Origin of the sequence: Actinoplanes sp. NPDC023936 (assembly GCF_040639325.1) — a bacterium.
Taxonomy (GTDB): domain Bacteria; phylum Actinomycetota; class Actinomycetes; order Mycobacteriales; family Micromonosporaceae; genus Actinoplanes.
The window spans coordinates 1-15,553 of sequence record NZ_JBEZZR010000043.1 but is presented as its reverse complement, the minus strand read 5'-3'; the positions used below and the strand labels follow the sequence as shown (position 1 = coordinate 15,553).

At 69.0% G+C, this 15,553-nt stretch carries 10 protein-coding genes and 1 tRNA gene; 7 read left to right on the top strand and 4 right to left on the bottom strand.

Features of this window, described 5'->3' with window-relative positions; genetic code table 11:
- Positions 1-13: 13 nt before the first annotated feature.
- The gene (locus AB0F72_RS35795) at positions 14-8,038 is read right to left on the bottom strand and encodes a LamG-like jellyroll fold domain-containing protein (RefSeq protein WP_360441299.1); all 8,025 of its coding nucleotides are present in this window, start codon (positions 8,036-8,038) and stop codon (positions 14-16) included.
- 193 nt (positions 8,039-8,231) lie between these two features.
- On the opposite strand from AB0F72_RS35795, the gene AB0F72_RS35790 reads away from it, so the two are divergent.
- Complete coding sequence (locus tag AB0F72_RS35790; RefSeq protein ID WP_360441296.1) at positions 8,232-9,413, top strand: pyridoxal phosphate-dependent aminotransferase family protein; 1,182 nt, start codon at positions 8,232-8,234, stop codon at positions 9,411-9,413.
- 198 nt (positions 9,414-9,611) lie between these two features.
- Here AB0F72_RS35790 and AB0F72_RS35785 read toward each other — a convergent pair whose 3' ends face one another.
- A complete protein-coding gene (locus tag AB0F72_RS35785) occupies positions 9,612-9,968 on the bottom strand; it encodes a VOC family protein (protein ID WP_360441293.1) in 357 nt (118 codons plus the stop codon).
- Positions 9,969-10,056: 88 nt separating this feature from the next.
- On the opposite strand from AB0F72_RS35785, the gene AB0F72_RS35780 reads away from it, so the two are divergent.
- The 5 genes from AB0F72_RS35780 to AB0F72_RS35760 all read left to right on the top strand — a co-directional run bounded on the left by AB0F72_RS35780 (position 10,057) and on the right by AB0F72_RS35760 (position 13,197).
- Entirely contained in the window at positions 10,057-11,034 is a 978-nt protein-coding gene (locus AB0F72_RS35780; RefSeq protein ID WP_360441290.1) for a WYL domain-containing protein, read from the top strand.
- 36 nt (positions 11,035-11,070) lie between these two features.
- Positions 11,071-11,155, top strand: a tRNA-Leu gene (locus AB0F72_RS35775).
- A gap of 366 nt (positions 11,156-11,521) precedes the next feature.
- Positions 11,522-12,262: a helix-turn-helix transcriptional regulator gene (locus AB0F72_RS35770; protein ID WP_360441287.1), complete on the top strand. Its 741-nt coding sequence runs from the start codon at positions 11,522-11,524 to the stop codon at positions 12,260-12,262.
- 7 nt (positions 12,263-12,269) lie between these two features.
- Complete coding sequence (locus AB0F72_RS35765; RefSeq protein WP_360441284.1) at positions 12,270-12,746, top strand: NUDIX domain-containing protein; 477 nt, start codon at positions 12,270-12,272, stop codon at positions 12,744-12,746.
- The gene (locus AB0F72_RS35760; protein WP_360441281.1) at positions 12,739-13,197 is read left to right on the top strand and encodes a hypothetical protein; all 459 of its coding nucleotides are present in this window, start codon (positions 12,739-12,741) and stop codon (positions 13,195-13,197) included. Before AB0F72_RS35765 ends, AB0F72_RS35760 begins: the two co-directional genes overlap by 8 nt.
- Here AB0F72_RS35760 and AB0F72_RS35755 read toward each other — a convergent pair.
- Together AB0F72_RS35755 and AB0F72_RS35750 are read right to left on the bottom strand one after the other, a co-directional pair.
- Positions 13,194-13,742: an HD domain-containing protein gene (locus tag AB0F72_RS35755; protein WP_360441278.1), complete on the bottom strand. Its 549-nt coding sequence runs from the start codon at positions 13,740-13,742 to the stop codon at positions 13,194-13,196. The two genes, AB0F72_RS35760 and AB0F72_RS35755, sit on opposite strands and share 4 nt — an antisense overlap.
- A 39-nt stretch (positions 13,743-13,781) precedes the next feature.
- Entirely contained in the window at positions 13,782-14,030 is a 249-nt protein-coding gene (locus AB0F72_RS35750) for a hypothetical protein (protein ID WP_360441275.1), read from the bottom strand.
- 129 nt (positions 14,031-14,159) lie between these two features.
- Between AB0F72_RS35750 and AB0F72_RS35745 the strand changes: the two genes are divergently transcribed.
- Positions 14,160-14,885, top strand: coding sequence for an XRE family transcriptional regulator (locus tag AB0F72_RS35745; protein WP_360441272.1), 726 nt, complete (start codon positions 14,160-14,162; stop codon positions 14,883-14,885).
- Positions 14,886-15,553: the final 668 nt, after the last annotated feature.

Here is a 15,553-nt window from a genome sequence, read left to right as displayed (position 1 = left end):
TCAGTCGATGTTTCTAGAAATGGGAGTACTTTCGCGACGCCCGGATGAGGTTCGTGAAGATGCTCTTCCACGCGGTCGGGCGGCCGCGGGCGTGCCAGTGCCGGTTCAGTACGCCCTGCTCCAGCTTCTTCAGGCTGCCCTTGTTACGAATGTGGTAGCGGACGCTCGTCGCGTTCTTGAGCTTTCCTTTCTTGTTGTGCTGGTGCATCCGCCGGTGAATGTTGCGGCTCTTACCCACATAGGTTTTGCCGTTGGAGTACTTGATGACGTACACGCCGCGCTTCCGGGGTGCCCTGATGAATTTCTTGGGCAGGTTGCAACTGGCGTTGTGGACCAGGACGTCGATGCCACCGGCCGAGACGACAAAGGTGTGCACGTCGCCGACGTTGAGGTTGAAGACGAGCTGGCCGGCGAGCCAGCCCCGGTCCCGGACCGCACGCACCGGATGGGTGACGCCCTCGGCCGTGCGGACCAGGTCGCCGGCTCGTACGTCCTCCGCGTCGATCCACCCGCGCCCCTCCAGCCACACCGGGTGCTCGCCCGTGGCCGTCAGCGTCCCGGCGTCACCGAACTCCAGTTCGACCAGGTGTTTCGTGCCCTCACCGACGAACGTCGCCAGAACCGGTTTCGCGAACGTCGCGCCGGTGGCCGGGTCGACCGCCATGACCAGGTCGCCGACGCGGACGTCGGCGATCGGCAGATAGCTGCCGTCGGCCATCAGGACCGGGGTGTCGCCGGTGAACGAGTTGCAGCGTGCCCGTTTGGCGGCCCGCGCTCCCTTGACCGCCCAGCGGACACCCTTCACCGCAGCTCCGGCGCCGACCACGGCGGCTGCCGCTCCGGCCGCCGCCCAGGCGGCCTCCCGCCAGTTGCCGGTGGCGGCGTAGGAGACGGCGGAGACCACGCCGGCGATGGTGCCGATCGGTCCGGGGATCATGGAGGCGTACGACGCGACCTTGGCGACCTTGGACAGGCCTCGCTTGATCGACCCCCAGCCGAACTGGCCGTCGAGGTCGGTGCAGTTGACCGGGTCCCCGGCGCAGTAGTCGTAGGCCGTGGCGTTGCCGCCGTCGATCGGGTCGGTCTGCAGGAACCGGCCGATGGCCGGCGAGTACAGACGGACACCCATCAGGATGACGCCGCCGATGGCCTCGCCCGAGCGCTGCTTGCCACCGAGCCAGCCGTACCGCTGACCGGCCTGGCCGTCCATCGGTGCGCCGAACTCGTCGTAGTCGTACAGCTGCGGCTCGGTCAGCGCGGCGTCGATCGTGACCGCGATGTCCCCGTGCAGGTTGGTCAGCTGCAGGGTCACCTGGCCGTCGCCGCTGGTGGTGGCCGCCAGATCACCGTCGGGCCCGGAGACGTTACGGGTGATCGTGCCGAGCGTGGTGTCCTCGACCGTCCAGCGCGGCTCGTCGGAGTCGTCACCGTAGTGGTTGAGCTTGGACGTGGAGTTGGTCCAGGCGCCGTCGACGCTGGTCTCGGTGGTGAACCCGCGGAACCGGTGTGCCGGGTCGAGGGTCCAGGTCTGCCGGGAGTCGTCGAGCTGCTGGCGCTGGATCAGGTCGTTGGCGTAGTAGCTGTTGGTGAGCCCGCCGGGCATCTTCGTGGTGCGCCCGAAGGCGTCGTACTCGTATCCGGCGTCGGTGATCCGGTCCGCCGTGTCGTAGGTGTGCGTGGTGGCCGACTCGGCGCCGTCGGTGTTGCACAGTCCTTCGGCATCCGGGTCGTAGGTCTGCTTGCCGGTGCGGTTGGTGCGGTCGTCGTAGTCGTAGGCGCGGGTCACGCAGCCGGCGGTGATGTCGCTGTCCTGCTGCGCCTTGACGAGACGACCCATCCGGTCGTACCCGTAGGTCTTGTTCCCGCCGGTGTACTTGTGGTTGATCCACTGTCCGGCCGAGTTCTCCACGACCGACTCCGAGTAGATCACCGCCCCGTCGGCGTCGCGGGTGTAGGTGCGCTCGACCGGCTGCAGGTTCGCGTCGAGCTTGTCGACCCGGGTCAGCCCGCCCGGGTACTTCAGCTCGGTGAGCTGGCCGTCCGGCGAGTACTTCGTGGTGAACGTGCCGGCCACGCTGTCGGTCACGCTGGTCAGCTGGCCCCGCGGGTCCTGGGTGCGGTCATACGCGAAGGTCGAGAACCCGGTCGGGTCGCTGACCTTGACGGACTTGCCGAACCTGTCGAACTCGTTGACCGTGCGGGCGCCGTCGGCGTCGGTGTACGCGGCGAGCCGCCCGAGCCGGTCGTACTCGCGCGTGATGGTGGCGCCGTCCATGGTCGTGGTGGTCACGTCACCGCTGGCCGGGTCGTACGCCGTGGTGACCGCCGGGACCGGCGCGCCCTGGTCGGAGGTGATCCGGGTGCTGGTGACACGGGTGGCCGCGTCGTACTCGGTCACCGTCCTGCGGGCCTGCCCGGCTGCGGTCTCCTCCACCTCCAGTTCGTCGCCGAACCGGTTGAAGGCGATCACCCGGCGCACCGGCAGCTGCGTCGCCATCCGATCCGCGTCGGCACCGGTGATCGCACCGGCGGCCCGGACCACGCACACCTCGCCGGCCCACTCCGGCCGGTTGCCGCACTCATCGTCGGCGCTGTTCGCACCGGCCGTGTAGTAGATCGTCTCGGTGGCGCGGGCGTCCTCGCCGCTGGAGCCGATGCCCTGTGACTTGAGCACCTGGCCGCGGGCGTTGAAGACGGCGTACGCGGTCAACTGCGCGCCACCGGTGACGGCGTCCGCGACGACCTTGGTGGGTTCCTTGAGCTTCCAGCCCGAGGTGCCGCCCTTCTCGGCGTCGTAGTAGTTCTTCGAGACCCGTACGTCGGCCAGCGGGTACCCGTCGATCACCGCGCCGTCGGTCTCGGTCGTGACGAGGTGATAGTTCGCCCCGTCCGGCTTGCCCTCGTCATAGGTGTTGATCTGCTTGGCCCGGCCGATCACGGTCTGCCCGGCGCTGATCGCCTCCAGCGGTCCCGCGTCGTCGGGGTCGGCGAGCGGCTGCTCGAGCACCATCGTCATGGTCGGGCTCACGGTGTCGAGCAGATCCAGACCGTCGGTGCTGTACCGGTTGACCGTGGACAGCGCCTGTGCCCGGGAGGCGCTGTCCGAGTCCAGCAGGCCGAGCTCGGCCAGCATCGTGTCAGCGCCGGGCAGGGTGCCCAGGGCCAGGGTCCGGTTGGAGGCCTCGAGGCTGCGCACCACATTGCCGAACCTGTCGAACTCGCTGGTGTCGATGTCACCGCCCGGGGTCGCGGTGTTCACCTCCTGACCGTTGGCGTTGAGGTAGTGCACGTTCGCCCACGGGTAGCCGTTCACGCCCGGGCTCGCCGCCGTGGCGCTGCTGCGGGACGGGACGTTCTCCGGGCCGAAGATCGCGGTGGCGTCGGTCGGCAGGTCGGTCTGGCCCCAGGCGCCGATCGCTGCCGCGTTCATGTCGTACGGACCGCCCGCGCTCCTGGTCAGTGGCACGTTGTAAACCAGGTGGGTGGAGACCTCCCCGTCGGTCTCGGTGGTGCTGCCCTGCTTGAGGGCAGCCCGGCGGACCCGGATCAGCCGACCGGTGTTCTCGTCGCCGGCCAGGTCGGCGACCTGCGCGTCGGTCAGCGCCGCGCCGTAGATCCGGACGTCGTCGATGCTGCCGGCGAAGGCGTTGGCGTTCGCGCCGGCCCACTTGGCACGGCCGACCACGTAGTTGCCGCCGGCGTTCCAGCCACCGGTGGCGGCCGTGGTGTTCTGCAGGACGCCGTTGACGTACAGCTTCATCTTCCCGCTGGCGGTGTCGTAGACGCCGGCCAGGTGCGTCCACTGCCCGACCGTGGGCGGCACGTTGGAGGTGGCGCGGATCGGGGTGGCGCTCTCGTTGTCCGCGGTCACCCGGGAGAACGCCCACTTGTTGTCGGCCGCGACGTAGTTGAGGAAGAAGCCGCTGGTGCTGGCGCCGTCCTTGGACACGACGGTCCGGTTGACGCTGGTGTCGGTGATGCGGGCCCACGCCGCGACCGTGTAGGAGGCGGTGTTGGACAGCGGCGTGCCGGCCGCGGTGATCTGCGTGGTGGTGGCGCCGGTAAACACCGCCGCGCGGTCACCGGGGTTCTTCGGGTCGTTGCCCTCACCCCAGCTCACGCCGGTTGCCGTGCCGTTGCGCCCAGCGCCCGAGCTGTCGGTGCCGTTGCCGTCGAGGTTCCAGCGCAGCGCGGCCGTGTCGACGTCGGGATTGGCGTAGTCGAACATCCACGGCAGCTCGCCCGGCGGGGTCGCCTTGGTCACCCGGTTCGCGCCGTCGTACTCGTAGCTGGTCTTCAGCGCCGGCGTGACGCGGGGATCCCAGACCTCGCGGAGACGGCCGAGGTTGTCGTAGGCGTACTTGGCGACCTCGACGCCGTTCACGGTCCCGGCGGCGGGATCCCAGTTCCAGATCTTCACAGCCGAGACGCGGTCGGTGTAGTCGCCGAACACGGTCTGGCTCAACCCGGCGCTGGTGGCGGTCGCGTAGACGTACTCCAGAACCTCGCAGCCGCGCGGCAGGGTGCTGCCGGCGCAGCCGAACGTGTCGTCGACGCCCGGTTCCACCGGGTTGATCACCTTCTTGAGCAGCAGCCGGCCACCGCTGGTGTCGTAGACGTACTTGGTGGTCGAGTCGTCCTCGGCGGTCCACGTCGAGGTGACCGTCCAGACGCCGCCCTGCTGCTTGAACTGGGCGACCGTGCCGTCGAGTTCGGTGAGCCGGAACGTCGTCGCATCCGGCTTGGTCAGAGTCAGGTCCTCGCTGCCGGGCTGCGGGGTGTAGCTGACACCGTCGGCGTTACGGGAGAAGGTCAGCCAGCTTCCGCCGATGGTGTTGAGCCGCGCCACCGACGGCGACGGGAACGTCAGCGTGGTGTAGTCGGTGTCCGCGGCGCCACCGGTGGCGCCGCCGTTCCAGGACGGGCCGAACGGCGCGACGATCTCGGTGACCGAGATGTTGTCCCAGTACACCTTCTTACCGCTGGCGGCGGCGTTGCCGTTGTAGAGCCGGACCAGGGCCTCGGTGGCGCCGGCCGGGATGGTCATGTCGACCGACAGCTCCTGCCAGCCCTCGGTGTAGGCGGCCATCGGCGACGGCACCGGCACGTAGGCAGCCGTGCCGGTCCGGTGCCAGGCCACGATCCGCAGACCGTTGTTGATGTGCGCCGGGGCCAGGCCGGTGGCGGCCGGCACGTAGATCCAGCCGGTGATCCGGTACGTCTTGCCCGGCTGCATGCCCAGGCGCATCGCGCCGGTGTCGCCGCCGAGCGCCACGTAGGTGTCGTTGCTGGTGCCGGTCGCCGCCGGAGTGATCTCGATGGAGTCGACCGGGGTGACGTCACCCTGGCCGCGAGCCGTCGAGCGGACCGCGGTCGAGGTGGCCGGAACGGTGAAACCGGTCAAGTCCGTCGAGACCTGCTGCTGGTTGGCGGTCAGCTTCTCCGGCATCGGCACGTAACCGCCGGCCGGGGTACGCGAGGACGCCGTGCGACCGGCCGACAGGTCCAGTTCGTCCGCGTCGGTCGAGTCGAGTCCCAGGTCACCGGTGAGCAGGTTGACCTCACCGGGGCCGATGTCCTCGGTGGCGCCGCCGTCGCCGCCGGAGTCGACGGTGACGCGTACCCAGGCGGTGTCGTAGACCGGCGCGGTCGCGGTGGCGGTGTAGATCCGGGCCCGGACCTCGACCACGCCACCGACCGCGCCGAGCGTGTCGGCGGCGTTCCAGATCGCGTGGCCGCCGAGGGCCGAGAAAGCGACAGGCGAGGCGGCCGTCGCGGTGATCGGGGCGCCGGTGGCCGAGGTGAGGTTCGCCGACGGGATCGGCAGCGTCACCGCGCCGGGGCCGCGCCGGTACTCGAAGTAGGCCCGGGTGTACCCGGTCACCGGGGTGGTGATCTGCAGCTTCGTGCGCTTCACCACGGTGGCGCCGGGCAGCGGCTGGGCCAGGGCGGCGTTACCGGCGGAGAACGTGTAGACGTTCGCCGCGGACAGGTTGCCGGCCCGGTCCTTGGCCTGCACGGTCAGCGTGCGCTGCCCGTCGCGCGGGCTGAGCGTGACGGTCTTGACGCCGGTCGCCGCCACGGTCGTCGCGGACGCGTCGGTGTCCAGCTTGTACACGAACGCGGCCAGGTCGGCGGTGCCGGACGCCGGGGTGAACGTGAACGTGTCGGACTGCCCGGCGCCACCGTGCGGCTGGCCGTCGTTCTTGTAGATGGTCGCCGCGACGAACGGGACCAGCGGCTTGTCGGTGTCGACGGTGAGGTCGCTCCAGCCGCTCCAGGCCCCGTCGTTGTACGGGTCCTTGGCGCGTACCCGCCACTGATAGGTGGTGGCGTTGGCCAGGTTGACGCCGACCTGCCAGCTCGCGGTCGAGCCGTTGGTCCAGCTGCCGCTCAGCACACCGGAGGTGGCCACGACCGCGGCGGTCGCCTTGTTACGCAGCTCGAACTCGGCGCGCAGGGCCTGCCCGGCGTTGCTGTCCGCGAGCTTCGCCGACAGCGTCGGCCGCAGCGCGGTGGTGGCCGCGCCCGCGCCGCAGGCCGAGTAGCACGGCGCCACCGCGAGGGCGCTCGGCACGGCCGGCGCGGCGTTGTAGGTGATCGTCACGACCGGCGGGTGCACGGCCTCGGACGAGTCGAACTTCTTCCAGCTGCGGGTGTCGGTCTCGGTGGTGGCGCGCAGCATCAGGTTCGCGGTGGCCCAGCTGTTGTCCGCGGAGACCTGCAGCGCCTTGCCGATCTCGATGTAGACGTAGCCGTCGGCGCAGGACGAGCTGTACCCCTTGGTCTCGGTCGACGTGCCGACCTTCTCCCGCGCGGCCGGCTGCGCGGTCCACCGGACGCTGGCGTCCACGTAGTCGGTGCGCCACGCCTCCCAGGAGACAGCGGTGCAGGACCACGAGTGGGTCTCCCAGAGCCGCAGCTTCGCCGAGACGATCCGCGAGCCCGCCAGCCCGCTGGAGTTGAACCGCAGGTAGGAGCGGGCCGTGTAGGAGCCGCCGTCGACCACGTGGCCGAGCTTCAGCTCGGTGGCGCCGGACTGGTCGCTGGAGTAGCTGTTCTGCACGAACGCGTCGAACGCGACAGGCAGCGACGCCGGCGGGTCGATCGTCACCGGGAACCGCAGGTCGTCGCGTTCCACGAAATCGGGATCGGCGGTGAGCTCCATGGTCGCCTTGCCGGCGCTCTTCTTCACCGTGCGCAGCCCGACCGGGGCCCGGTTGACGTGCTCCTGCGCGAGCGGGGCCACCTCGGCGTCCCACATCTCCGGGGCCTGCGCCCGGCCGACCGCGCGGCCCTTGCCGTCCTTGAACGTCAGGCCGCCGGCGGCGTCCGGGGACGCGGTCAGCTTGCCGGTGCTCATCGGCAGCGTCAGCTTGGTGATCCGGCGCAGCGCCGCCCGGTCCTTGGCGACGAAGTACTGCTCGTACCCGGTCATCTGGGCCTTGACCACGATGTCCACGCCGGGCAGCACGTCCGGGTACGTCGCGGTCCGGCCGTCCAGCACCGGCTCCGGCAGCGGGCCCTTCCAGGAGACGCTGGTCCGCTGCTCACCCTCGCCCAGGGAGACCACCTCGTGCTCGCCGGCGCCGGTCTGCGGGCCGCTGAGCTTCAGGTCGCGGGCGTGCACCCGCGGCACCACCGAGCCGTCCGCGTCGCGGATCAGGGTGAGGTCGACGTCGTCCCACTTGTCGCCGTTCTTCACCCGAACCGGCGCCGTCGCCCGGTCCTCGGTGATCGTGCCGTCCGGGTTGGCGAACACCTGCGTCGTCTCGGTGCGCCGGCCGATCGCCTCCACCCGCGCGCCGCAGAGCTTCGCCGCGATCGCCGCCGAGACGACGTCCTCGCGGCTGTCCGGGCAGGCCGGCTTGGCCGCCGGGGCCTGCTGCGCGGGCGGGGCCGCGACGGCCCGTCGCGGCAGGTCCGCGAGCGTGACCAGCAACAACATCACCACGACCAGGCAGGCCTGCCGCACCACGGCCAGCCGCCGACCGGCGTTCCACCGGCTGAAGATTTCCGCACGCTCATGCGTCGACAACACAGGTTCCCCCGATGCTCCCGTTGAGATCGACGAGAAAGTAATCGAGGAAGATCGACTCCCACAAGATACGAGTCAGTGAACATCTTTTTTGCCCATTGAGCAGCGTTGTTCGATGTCGCCGGGCGGGCGCAGCATCCGACCGGCTCTGATCCAAATCGGACAGTCGGCCGTCGCCTGGTATCTCTAGTGGATGGTCATCGATCCCTTTGCCATGGGTGGGCTGCAGGACGCCGAGGCGGTTCTGCGTGCTCACGGCGTCGACGCCTACTTCCGCGCGGTCGAGGGCTGGACCGCGGACGGGTACGCGATCATCGGCGGCCGGGAGGTCGTCCTGGCCGGCTCCAACGACTACCTCGGGCTGTCCCGGCACCCGCGGGTGATCGAGGCGGCGGCCGAGGCGCTGGCCCGTTACGGCGCGTCGGTGAGCGGGTCGCGGCCCCTCAACGGCACGATCGACCTGCACGAACGCCTGGAGGAGCGGATGGCGGCGTTCCTCGGGCAGGAGGCCGCCGCCGTGGCGACCACGGGTTTCCAGGCGAACCTCGCGCTGGCCGCGGCGATGGGACCCGGTGACGTGGCGTTCAGTGACGCCCGCAATCACGCCTCGCTGATCGACGGGCTGCGGCTCGGCGGCGGGACGGTCCGCTCGTACCGGCACGCCGACCTCGGGCATCTGCGGCGGCGGCTGGACGCGGCGACGGAGCCCGGCGGGCGGCTGATCGTCACCGACGGCGTCTTCTCGATGGAGGGCGACGTGGCGCCGCTGCGCGGTCTGCGCGAGCTGGCCGACGAGTACGGCGCGAAGCTCATCGTGGACAGCGCCCACGACCTGGGCGTTCTCGGTCAGCGCGGCGCCGGGCTGCACGAGGCGACAGGCCTGGAGGATCGGGCCGACCTGATCACGGCGACGTTCTCCAAGGCGCTCGGCTCGACCGGCGGCGTGATCGCCGGGCCGGCCGCCAACGTTCGCCGGTTGCGCTACAACGCCCGCGCGCTCGTCTTCTCCGCGGGTCTTCCACCCGCCTCGGCGGCCGCCACGCTCGCCGCCCTGGACGTGCTGATCGCCGAGCCGCACCGCCGGGAACGCCTGCACGAGCTGGCCCGCCTGCTGCACGACGGCCTGCGCGCGATCGGCTTCGACACCCGGCCGTCGACCACCCCGATCGTGCCGGTGTCATTTCCGGACATGGCCACGGCGGGCGCGTTCTGGGCCGGGCTCTGCGACGCCGGCGTGGTGGTCAACCTGGTCGGCCCGCCCGCCACCACCCGCGCGATGCTGCGGGTCACCCTGACCGCGGCACACGACGCCGGTCACGCCGAGCGGGTGATCAGGGCCTTCACCCAGACCGCGAACCGATTGGGTACGCCTTGAGCACCGCACCCGGGTCACCGGTTCGAGGCACGCCACCAGGGGTGAGCGGTGGCCGGCGCCGGACGATCGCCACAGTGATCTGTTTCGGTCAGTGTGACGGCCAAGGGGGTGACCCGCCGCCGTGTCCCGGCGGCCGCGCTGCGGCAATGCGTTGGCAGCGCGGTCGCGTCGACTCTCGGGGACTTGTTATTGCGCGTACTAAATGGAAGCTGAAATGCAGAAAGGGTGACCTGCGGGATCGAGAAGGACCCGCCACCGGTCGGGCTCGGGCTGGAATTCGGGTTTGGTGGCGCCGAGCGCGACAATGGCCGCCTCGCCGCTGTCGAGGTCGTCGACGCTGAGTTCGAGGTGGGACTGTTTCGGCACGTCAGGGCTGGGCCAGGTGGGCGCGACATGCTTGTCGACCTTGGTGAAGCCCAGGTTCGCCGATTGGATGAAGACGAAATCCTCGCTGGAGTACGAAATCTCGGCGTCGAGCAGTCTGCTGTAGAAATCGGCGAGCGCCTGCGGGTCGTCGGAATCGAGTGAGACGCCGACGTATCGGGCCAGTGCCATGTTTTGTTCTTCCCTTCTCCGGTTCGAGGGGAAGTCTGCCGAGGCATGGCTGACATCTTCTGTCAGTCATCTGTGGCAGTCTTCGGGCATGCGTGCCAGCCGGTTGTTGTCAGTAGTCCTCCTGCTGCAGGATCGCGGCCGGCTCACCGCGCAGCAACTGGCGGACGAGCTGGGCGTTTCGGTGCGGACCGTGTACCGGGACATCGAAGCCCTCGGCGAGGCCGGCGTCCCGGTCTATGCCGAGATGGGAGCCGGCGGCGGCTATCAGCTCGTTGATGGTTATCGGACACGCCTGACCGGGCTGACGCCGCAGGAAGCCGGTTCGATCTTCCTGGCCGGCGTGCCGTCCGCCGCCGCCGAGCTGGGCCTCGGCGCGGTGCTGACCACCGCCGAGCTGAAGTTGCGGGCCGCGTTGCCGGCGCGGCTCAGTCGCAGCGTCGACGAGATCAAGGACCGGTTCCACCTGGATCCGGCCGGCTGGTTCCGGGAGACCGAGACGCACCCCCACCTGTCCGCTCTTGCCCGTGCCGTGTGGGAGCGGAGGCGGGCCCGGATGGTGTACCGGCGGTGGCGCGCGCCGCACGAGGTCACCCGCACGATCGAGCCGCTGGGGATCGTCCTCAAGGCCGGGGTCTGGTACTTCGTGGCCCAGGTGTCATCCTCGATCCGGACATATCGGGTCTCGACGATCCTGTCGCTGGAGGTGCTGGAGGAGACCTTCGAGCGCCCCGCCGACTTCGACCTGGCAGCGACATGGTCCGAGTGGGCGACCGATTTCGAACGCCGGCTGCACCGCGCGGAGGCGGTCGTGCGGCTCAGCCCGACGGCGCTGGACCGAATCCCGTACCTGATGAGCCGAGCGATGAACCGCGGAGTGTTCGCGGCGCTGGGCCCACCGGACCCGGACGGCTGGACCACCGTGACGCTGCCGATCGAGTCGGTGAAGCACGCGCATCCCGAGCTCCTGCGGCTGGGCGCGGACGTCGAGGTGCTGGAGCCGGCCGAGCTGCGCGGGTTGATGAGGGAGAGCGCGCGGGCGATGGTGGAGTTGTACGACCCTGCGTGAGGGTGGGTTGAGGGGCTTGCTAAATTATTCGAGCAGGTCCGGGTGGCGGAATGGCAGACGCGCTAGCTTGAGGTGCTAGTGCCCTTTATCGGGCGTGGGGGTTCAAGTCCCCCCTCGGACACACAGTAAGACTACGAATCGCCGAGGCTGAGCCTCGGCGATTGCTGTATGTGGCTTCATTGGCCTATCGCCTGGAGGACGTGCGCCGGGGCGCGAAGTGTCACGCCGATCGCCGGCGCTGCGGGTGAGGTCGCGAGGAAGTAGCCGCAGGCGGCGGCCAGGGCGAACAGCCAGAGTCGCGATGTGAGACATCGCCAGAGTAGGAACGCTAGGCAGACCAGCAGGATCGCAGTGAACATCGTCGGGTCGCCCTTTCTGCTTGGTGCGCTCAGGGTGCGGAAAGGCGACGGGACGTGGTCAGGGCGTTGCTGGACGTGTTCGGGACGTCCTCGCTAGGGTGGTCGGGCTGCCGGGACGTCTTGACGGGATGACGATGCCGAACGAGCGACTACGCACCGCGATGTTGGAACGTGGGTTGACTCCGGTCGGCCTGGCGGAAGCGCTCAACGTCGATCCGAAGAGCGTCGAGCGGTGGATCAGCGGGCGCACGCCGTACCGCCGTCACCGGTACGCGGTCGCCACCCAACTCGGTGTTGACGAGGTCTATCTCTGGCCGGACGCGCTGAGTGCTGATCAGGTCGCGAGCGCCAGCGAGAGCGAGATCATCAACATCTACCCACACCGGTGGACCGTGCCGTCCGACCTGTGGCGCAACGTCTTCGAACGGGCTGAGGAAGAGATCGGGGTCCTGGTCTACAGCGGGCTGTTCCTGTCCGAAGACGCCGGTATCCACCGGATCTTCCAGCAGAAGGCCGACGCGGGCGTGCGGGTGCGCGTGTTGCTCGGTGACCCTGACAGCGAGAACGTTGCCCAGCGAGGGGCCGATGAGGGCCTGGACGAGGTCCAGGCGGCCAAGATCCGGAACGCGCTCGTGCTGTACCAGCCTCTACGCAAGATCGAGGGCATCGAGTTCCGGTTGCATCGGACCGTGCTCTACAACTCGATCTATCGCGCTGATGATCAACTGCTGGTCAACACGCACATCTACAGCTTCGGAGCCTCGCAGGCCCCGGTGTTCCATCTGCGCCGGGTCGCCGGTGGCGGCATGGTGACGACGTACCTGGACAGCTTCGAACGCGTCTGGGACGGCGCGACACCCTTGGAGTGAGGCGAACGTGGGACGACGCATCGACTTCTTCAACGACCCCGAGGCGCCGAAGGCCAATAGCGTCGTGCCCTCGGCCAACGCCGTCGTGGTCAACGACGACGGGGAGATCCTGCTGATCCGCCGCTCGGACAACGACAACTGGGCGCTGCCGGGTGGTGGCATGGATCTCGGCGAGTCGCTGCCGGACACGGCGGTCCGGGAGACCTTGGAGGAGACCGGGATCGACGTCGAGGTCACCGGTCTGGTCGGCATCTACACCGACCCGCGCCACGTCATCCTCTACACCAGCAACAACGAGGCCCGACAGGAGTTCTCGGTCGTCTTCACCGCACGCCCGATCGGCGGCCGGCCGACGCCGAGCTCGGAGTCGACGGAGGTGCGCTGGGTACCGCCGGCGGAGATCGGTGCCCTGCCGATGGACCGCTCGATGCGGATGCGAGTCGAGCACTATCTGACCGCGCCGCATAGCCCGCACCTTGGATAGCGACTGGGTCGGTGCCGGCGCCGATGCCTTCGCGGCAGTCGGAACGGTCGGCGCCTTCATCGTCGGATTCGTTCTCCTCCGCCGAGAGCATCGCCGCGAAGCGGACAGAGCCGAGGATGAACAGCGTTCCCAAGCGGAACGCATCAGCGCGTGGGTCGAATTGACTCGTAAGGTCGACGGCAGCCGGGAACTGGCGTTTCACATACACAACGCCAGTGACATGCCGATCTACGAGGTGGAAATACCGCTACCCGCCCTCGGCGACGAGGAAGCCGGCTCTGAGTTCGTCGGCCTTGTCCCGCCCAGCCGGACCGTCCAACGGCCCGCGCCCGCGGAATGGCTGCGCACATACGTCGAGCCCGAGCCCGTTCAGCTTGAATTCCTCGACAGCGCCGGCCGGCGCTGGAGTCGCGACGAGCAGGGCTCGCTGGCGCGTGCCGACGCGTCCTAACCCGTCCCCAGCAACGCAGAGACCCGACGAACCGATCCGATGATCAACGGGCTCGCTTCCCGGATCGACTCCGCGACGACGTCGCCGGCGCCGTAGCGCGACAGAATCTCAGCGAGGCGCTGCTCCACCTCAACGGGCTCGCCGTCCGGTGTGGTCGTCATGTCCGCGTACGTGATCGCATCTGACAGCAAGCCTTCCACCGGTGGAAACTCGGCCGCGAGCTGGTCGGACAGGCCGCGGTTGCGGGCCTCGATGTGGGCGCACGAATGGTGGGCCACCAGCCGGCACACAAGGTCGTCGACCTTGGCGACGTCCCGCAGGTAGCGGGCGCCGTCAAGCTGGTGCATACCGGTCTTCACCAGATCGGGCGCGTAACCGACGTCGTGAAGCCAGGCCGAGGCCACCAACGCGGCCGCGTCGTCGCCGACCAGGTGCGCCACTGATTCGGCCTTACGTCCTACGCCTTGGCTGTGCGACCAGCGGCGCGGGATCGACTCGGCCAGCAACCGGCGCGTGAGGTCACGGGCACGCTCCACCTGATCCACAATTGCAGACTAAGGGAACGGCCCGCCTACGGACCAAGGTCACTTTCGTGCGTCGCCCTCCAGAGGCTCCGCGTCGCTGGCCCCGTGGGTGAGAGCGGCGGACAGCCGGTCCGCGACGGCGGGAGAGACATCGCCGAGCCGGACCACCGCCGCACCGTGGCGGCCCATCGCATCGTGCAGGGCCGGGAACTCGCGACCTACGTCGAAGCCGGCCTCCTCCAGCGCCGACGCCAGACGGTCCGCCGCATCTCGTCCCGCACCCTCACCTGCATGATCGCGTCTGGTCATCGCCGCCCTATCCGTTGCGTTCCTGCACATCACTCTCGCGGTTCGGTCACCGACCGTGAACCACGGCTCAGGGACGTCTAGGGACTTCTTGGGTACGATGGTGCCTTCGCCAGCGATCGGAGTCGTTGCGTGAACCATCCACTCATCCGGGCGCTACGCAGCGCCGGACTCACCGATGTCGACGTCGCAGCGCGCCTCGGCGTTGACCCGAAGACCGTCCAGCGGTGGATCAGTGGCCGCATGCCGCACCCGCGCCATCGCGCCGCCCTGGTCGGTCTCACCGGCTGGCAACCCCACGCCCTGTGGCCGAATCTGCCCCGTCCCACCGCGGCCGTGCCCGACGAGGTCCGGATCGTCTACCCGCATCGGTCAGCGGTGCCCTCGGACGCGTGGGCGCGCCTGCTCAGGCGGACACAGGGCGAGATCGACGTGCTGGCGTACAGCGCGCTGTTCCTTGCCGAGGACGCGTCCGTGCCTACCCTGCTGCGGGAGAAGGCGCGGGTTGGTGTCCGGGTGCGTATCGCACTCGGCGATCCCGACGGTGTTCACATCGCGAGCCGCGGTGACGAGGAGCGTGTGGGCGCCGGCATGAGCTCCCGCATCCGAACCGCCCTGGTGAACTTCCAGCCGCTCGCCGCCGAGCCGGGCATCACGCTGCGGCTGCATGACACGGTGCTCTACAACTCGCTCTGCCGTGCTGACGACGAGATGCTGGTCAACGCCCACGTCTACGGCCGTCCGGCAGCCCACGCGCCAGTGCTTCACCTGAAGAGCCACGGCGACGACGGCATGTTCGCCACTCACACCGCATCGTTCGAGCGGGTCTGGGGCTCAGCGAAGCCATCGAAGGTGTGACCCCGAACGTCCGAGGAACCAGCGACGCCGGGCCGGCGGCGCGGAAGAACGCCATATTGATCGAACACACCAAGCGCCTCGTAACGAGCGCGGCACGGTTCCGGCTCCAGGCAGGAAGTGCAGAGCCCGCCCGGCGTGCCTGACAGATGCTGGTTCAGCTTGGCGTCCGCGAGCGTCAACCGGTCCTGTGCGGCCTGATCAAGGTAGAGGCCTCCGATCACGGCAGATCCACAGACCGGTTGTGCCTAATCCAGGCGGTCACGTCCGCCTTGAGCCAGATCCGCCCGCAGGCAAGCACGATCACTGGCCGAGGAAAATTGCACTGACAGCTGATTTGATAGACGCGCTGCCGACTGACATCCAAGATCCTCTGGATCTCTGATGTACCAACGAACTCAGGCAGCCGCGACCTCCCCGGCTGCCGCGGGACCGACTGCGGTGATCTCAGATTCATCGCCCCGTCCTCAGCGTGGGTGACAACCCGACCGCCCGGAGCAGGTCACGGACGGCCGGGGCCTATCGCCACCGGTTGTCCAAGGCACCAGCACTCTGACAACCAGCTACGTCCGAGACCCCTCCCTGTCACGCTGATGTGAGACAGCCCGTCTACCAGGGGATACTCTTCCTGGACGGTCTTGAGGAGAGCACATCAGCATGTCGTCGAAGCC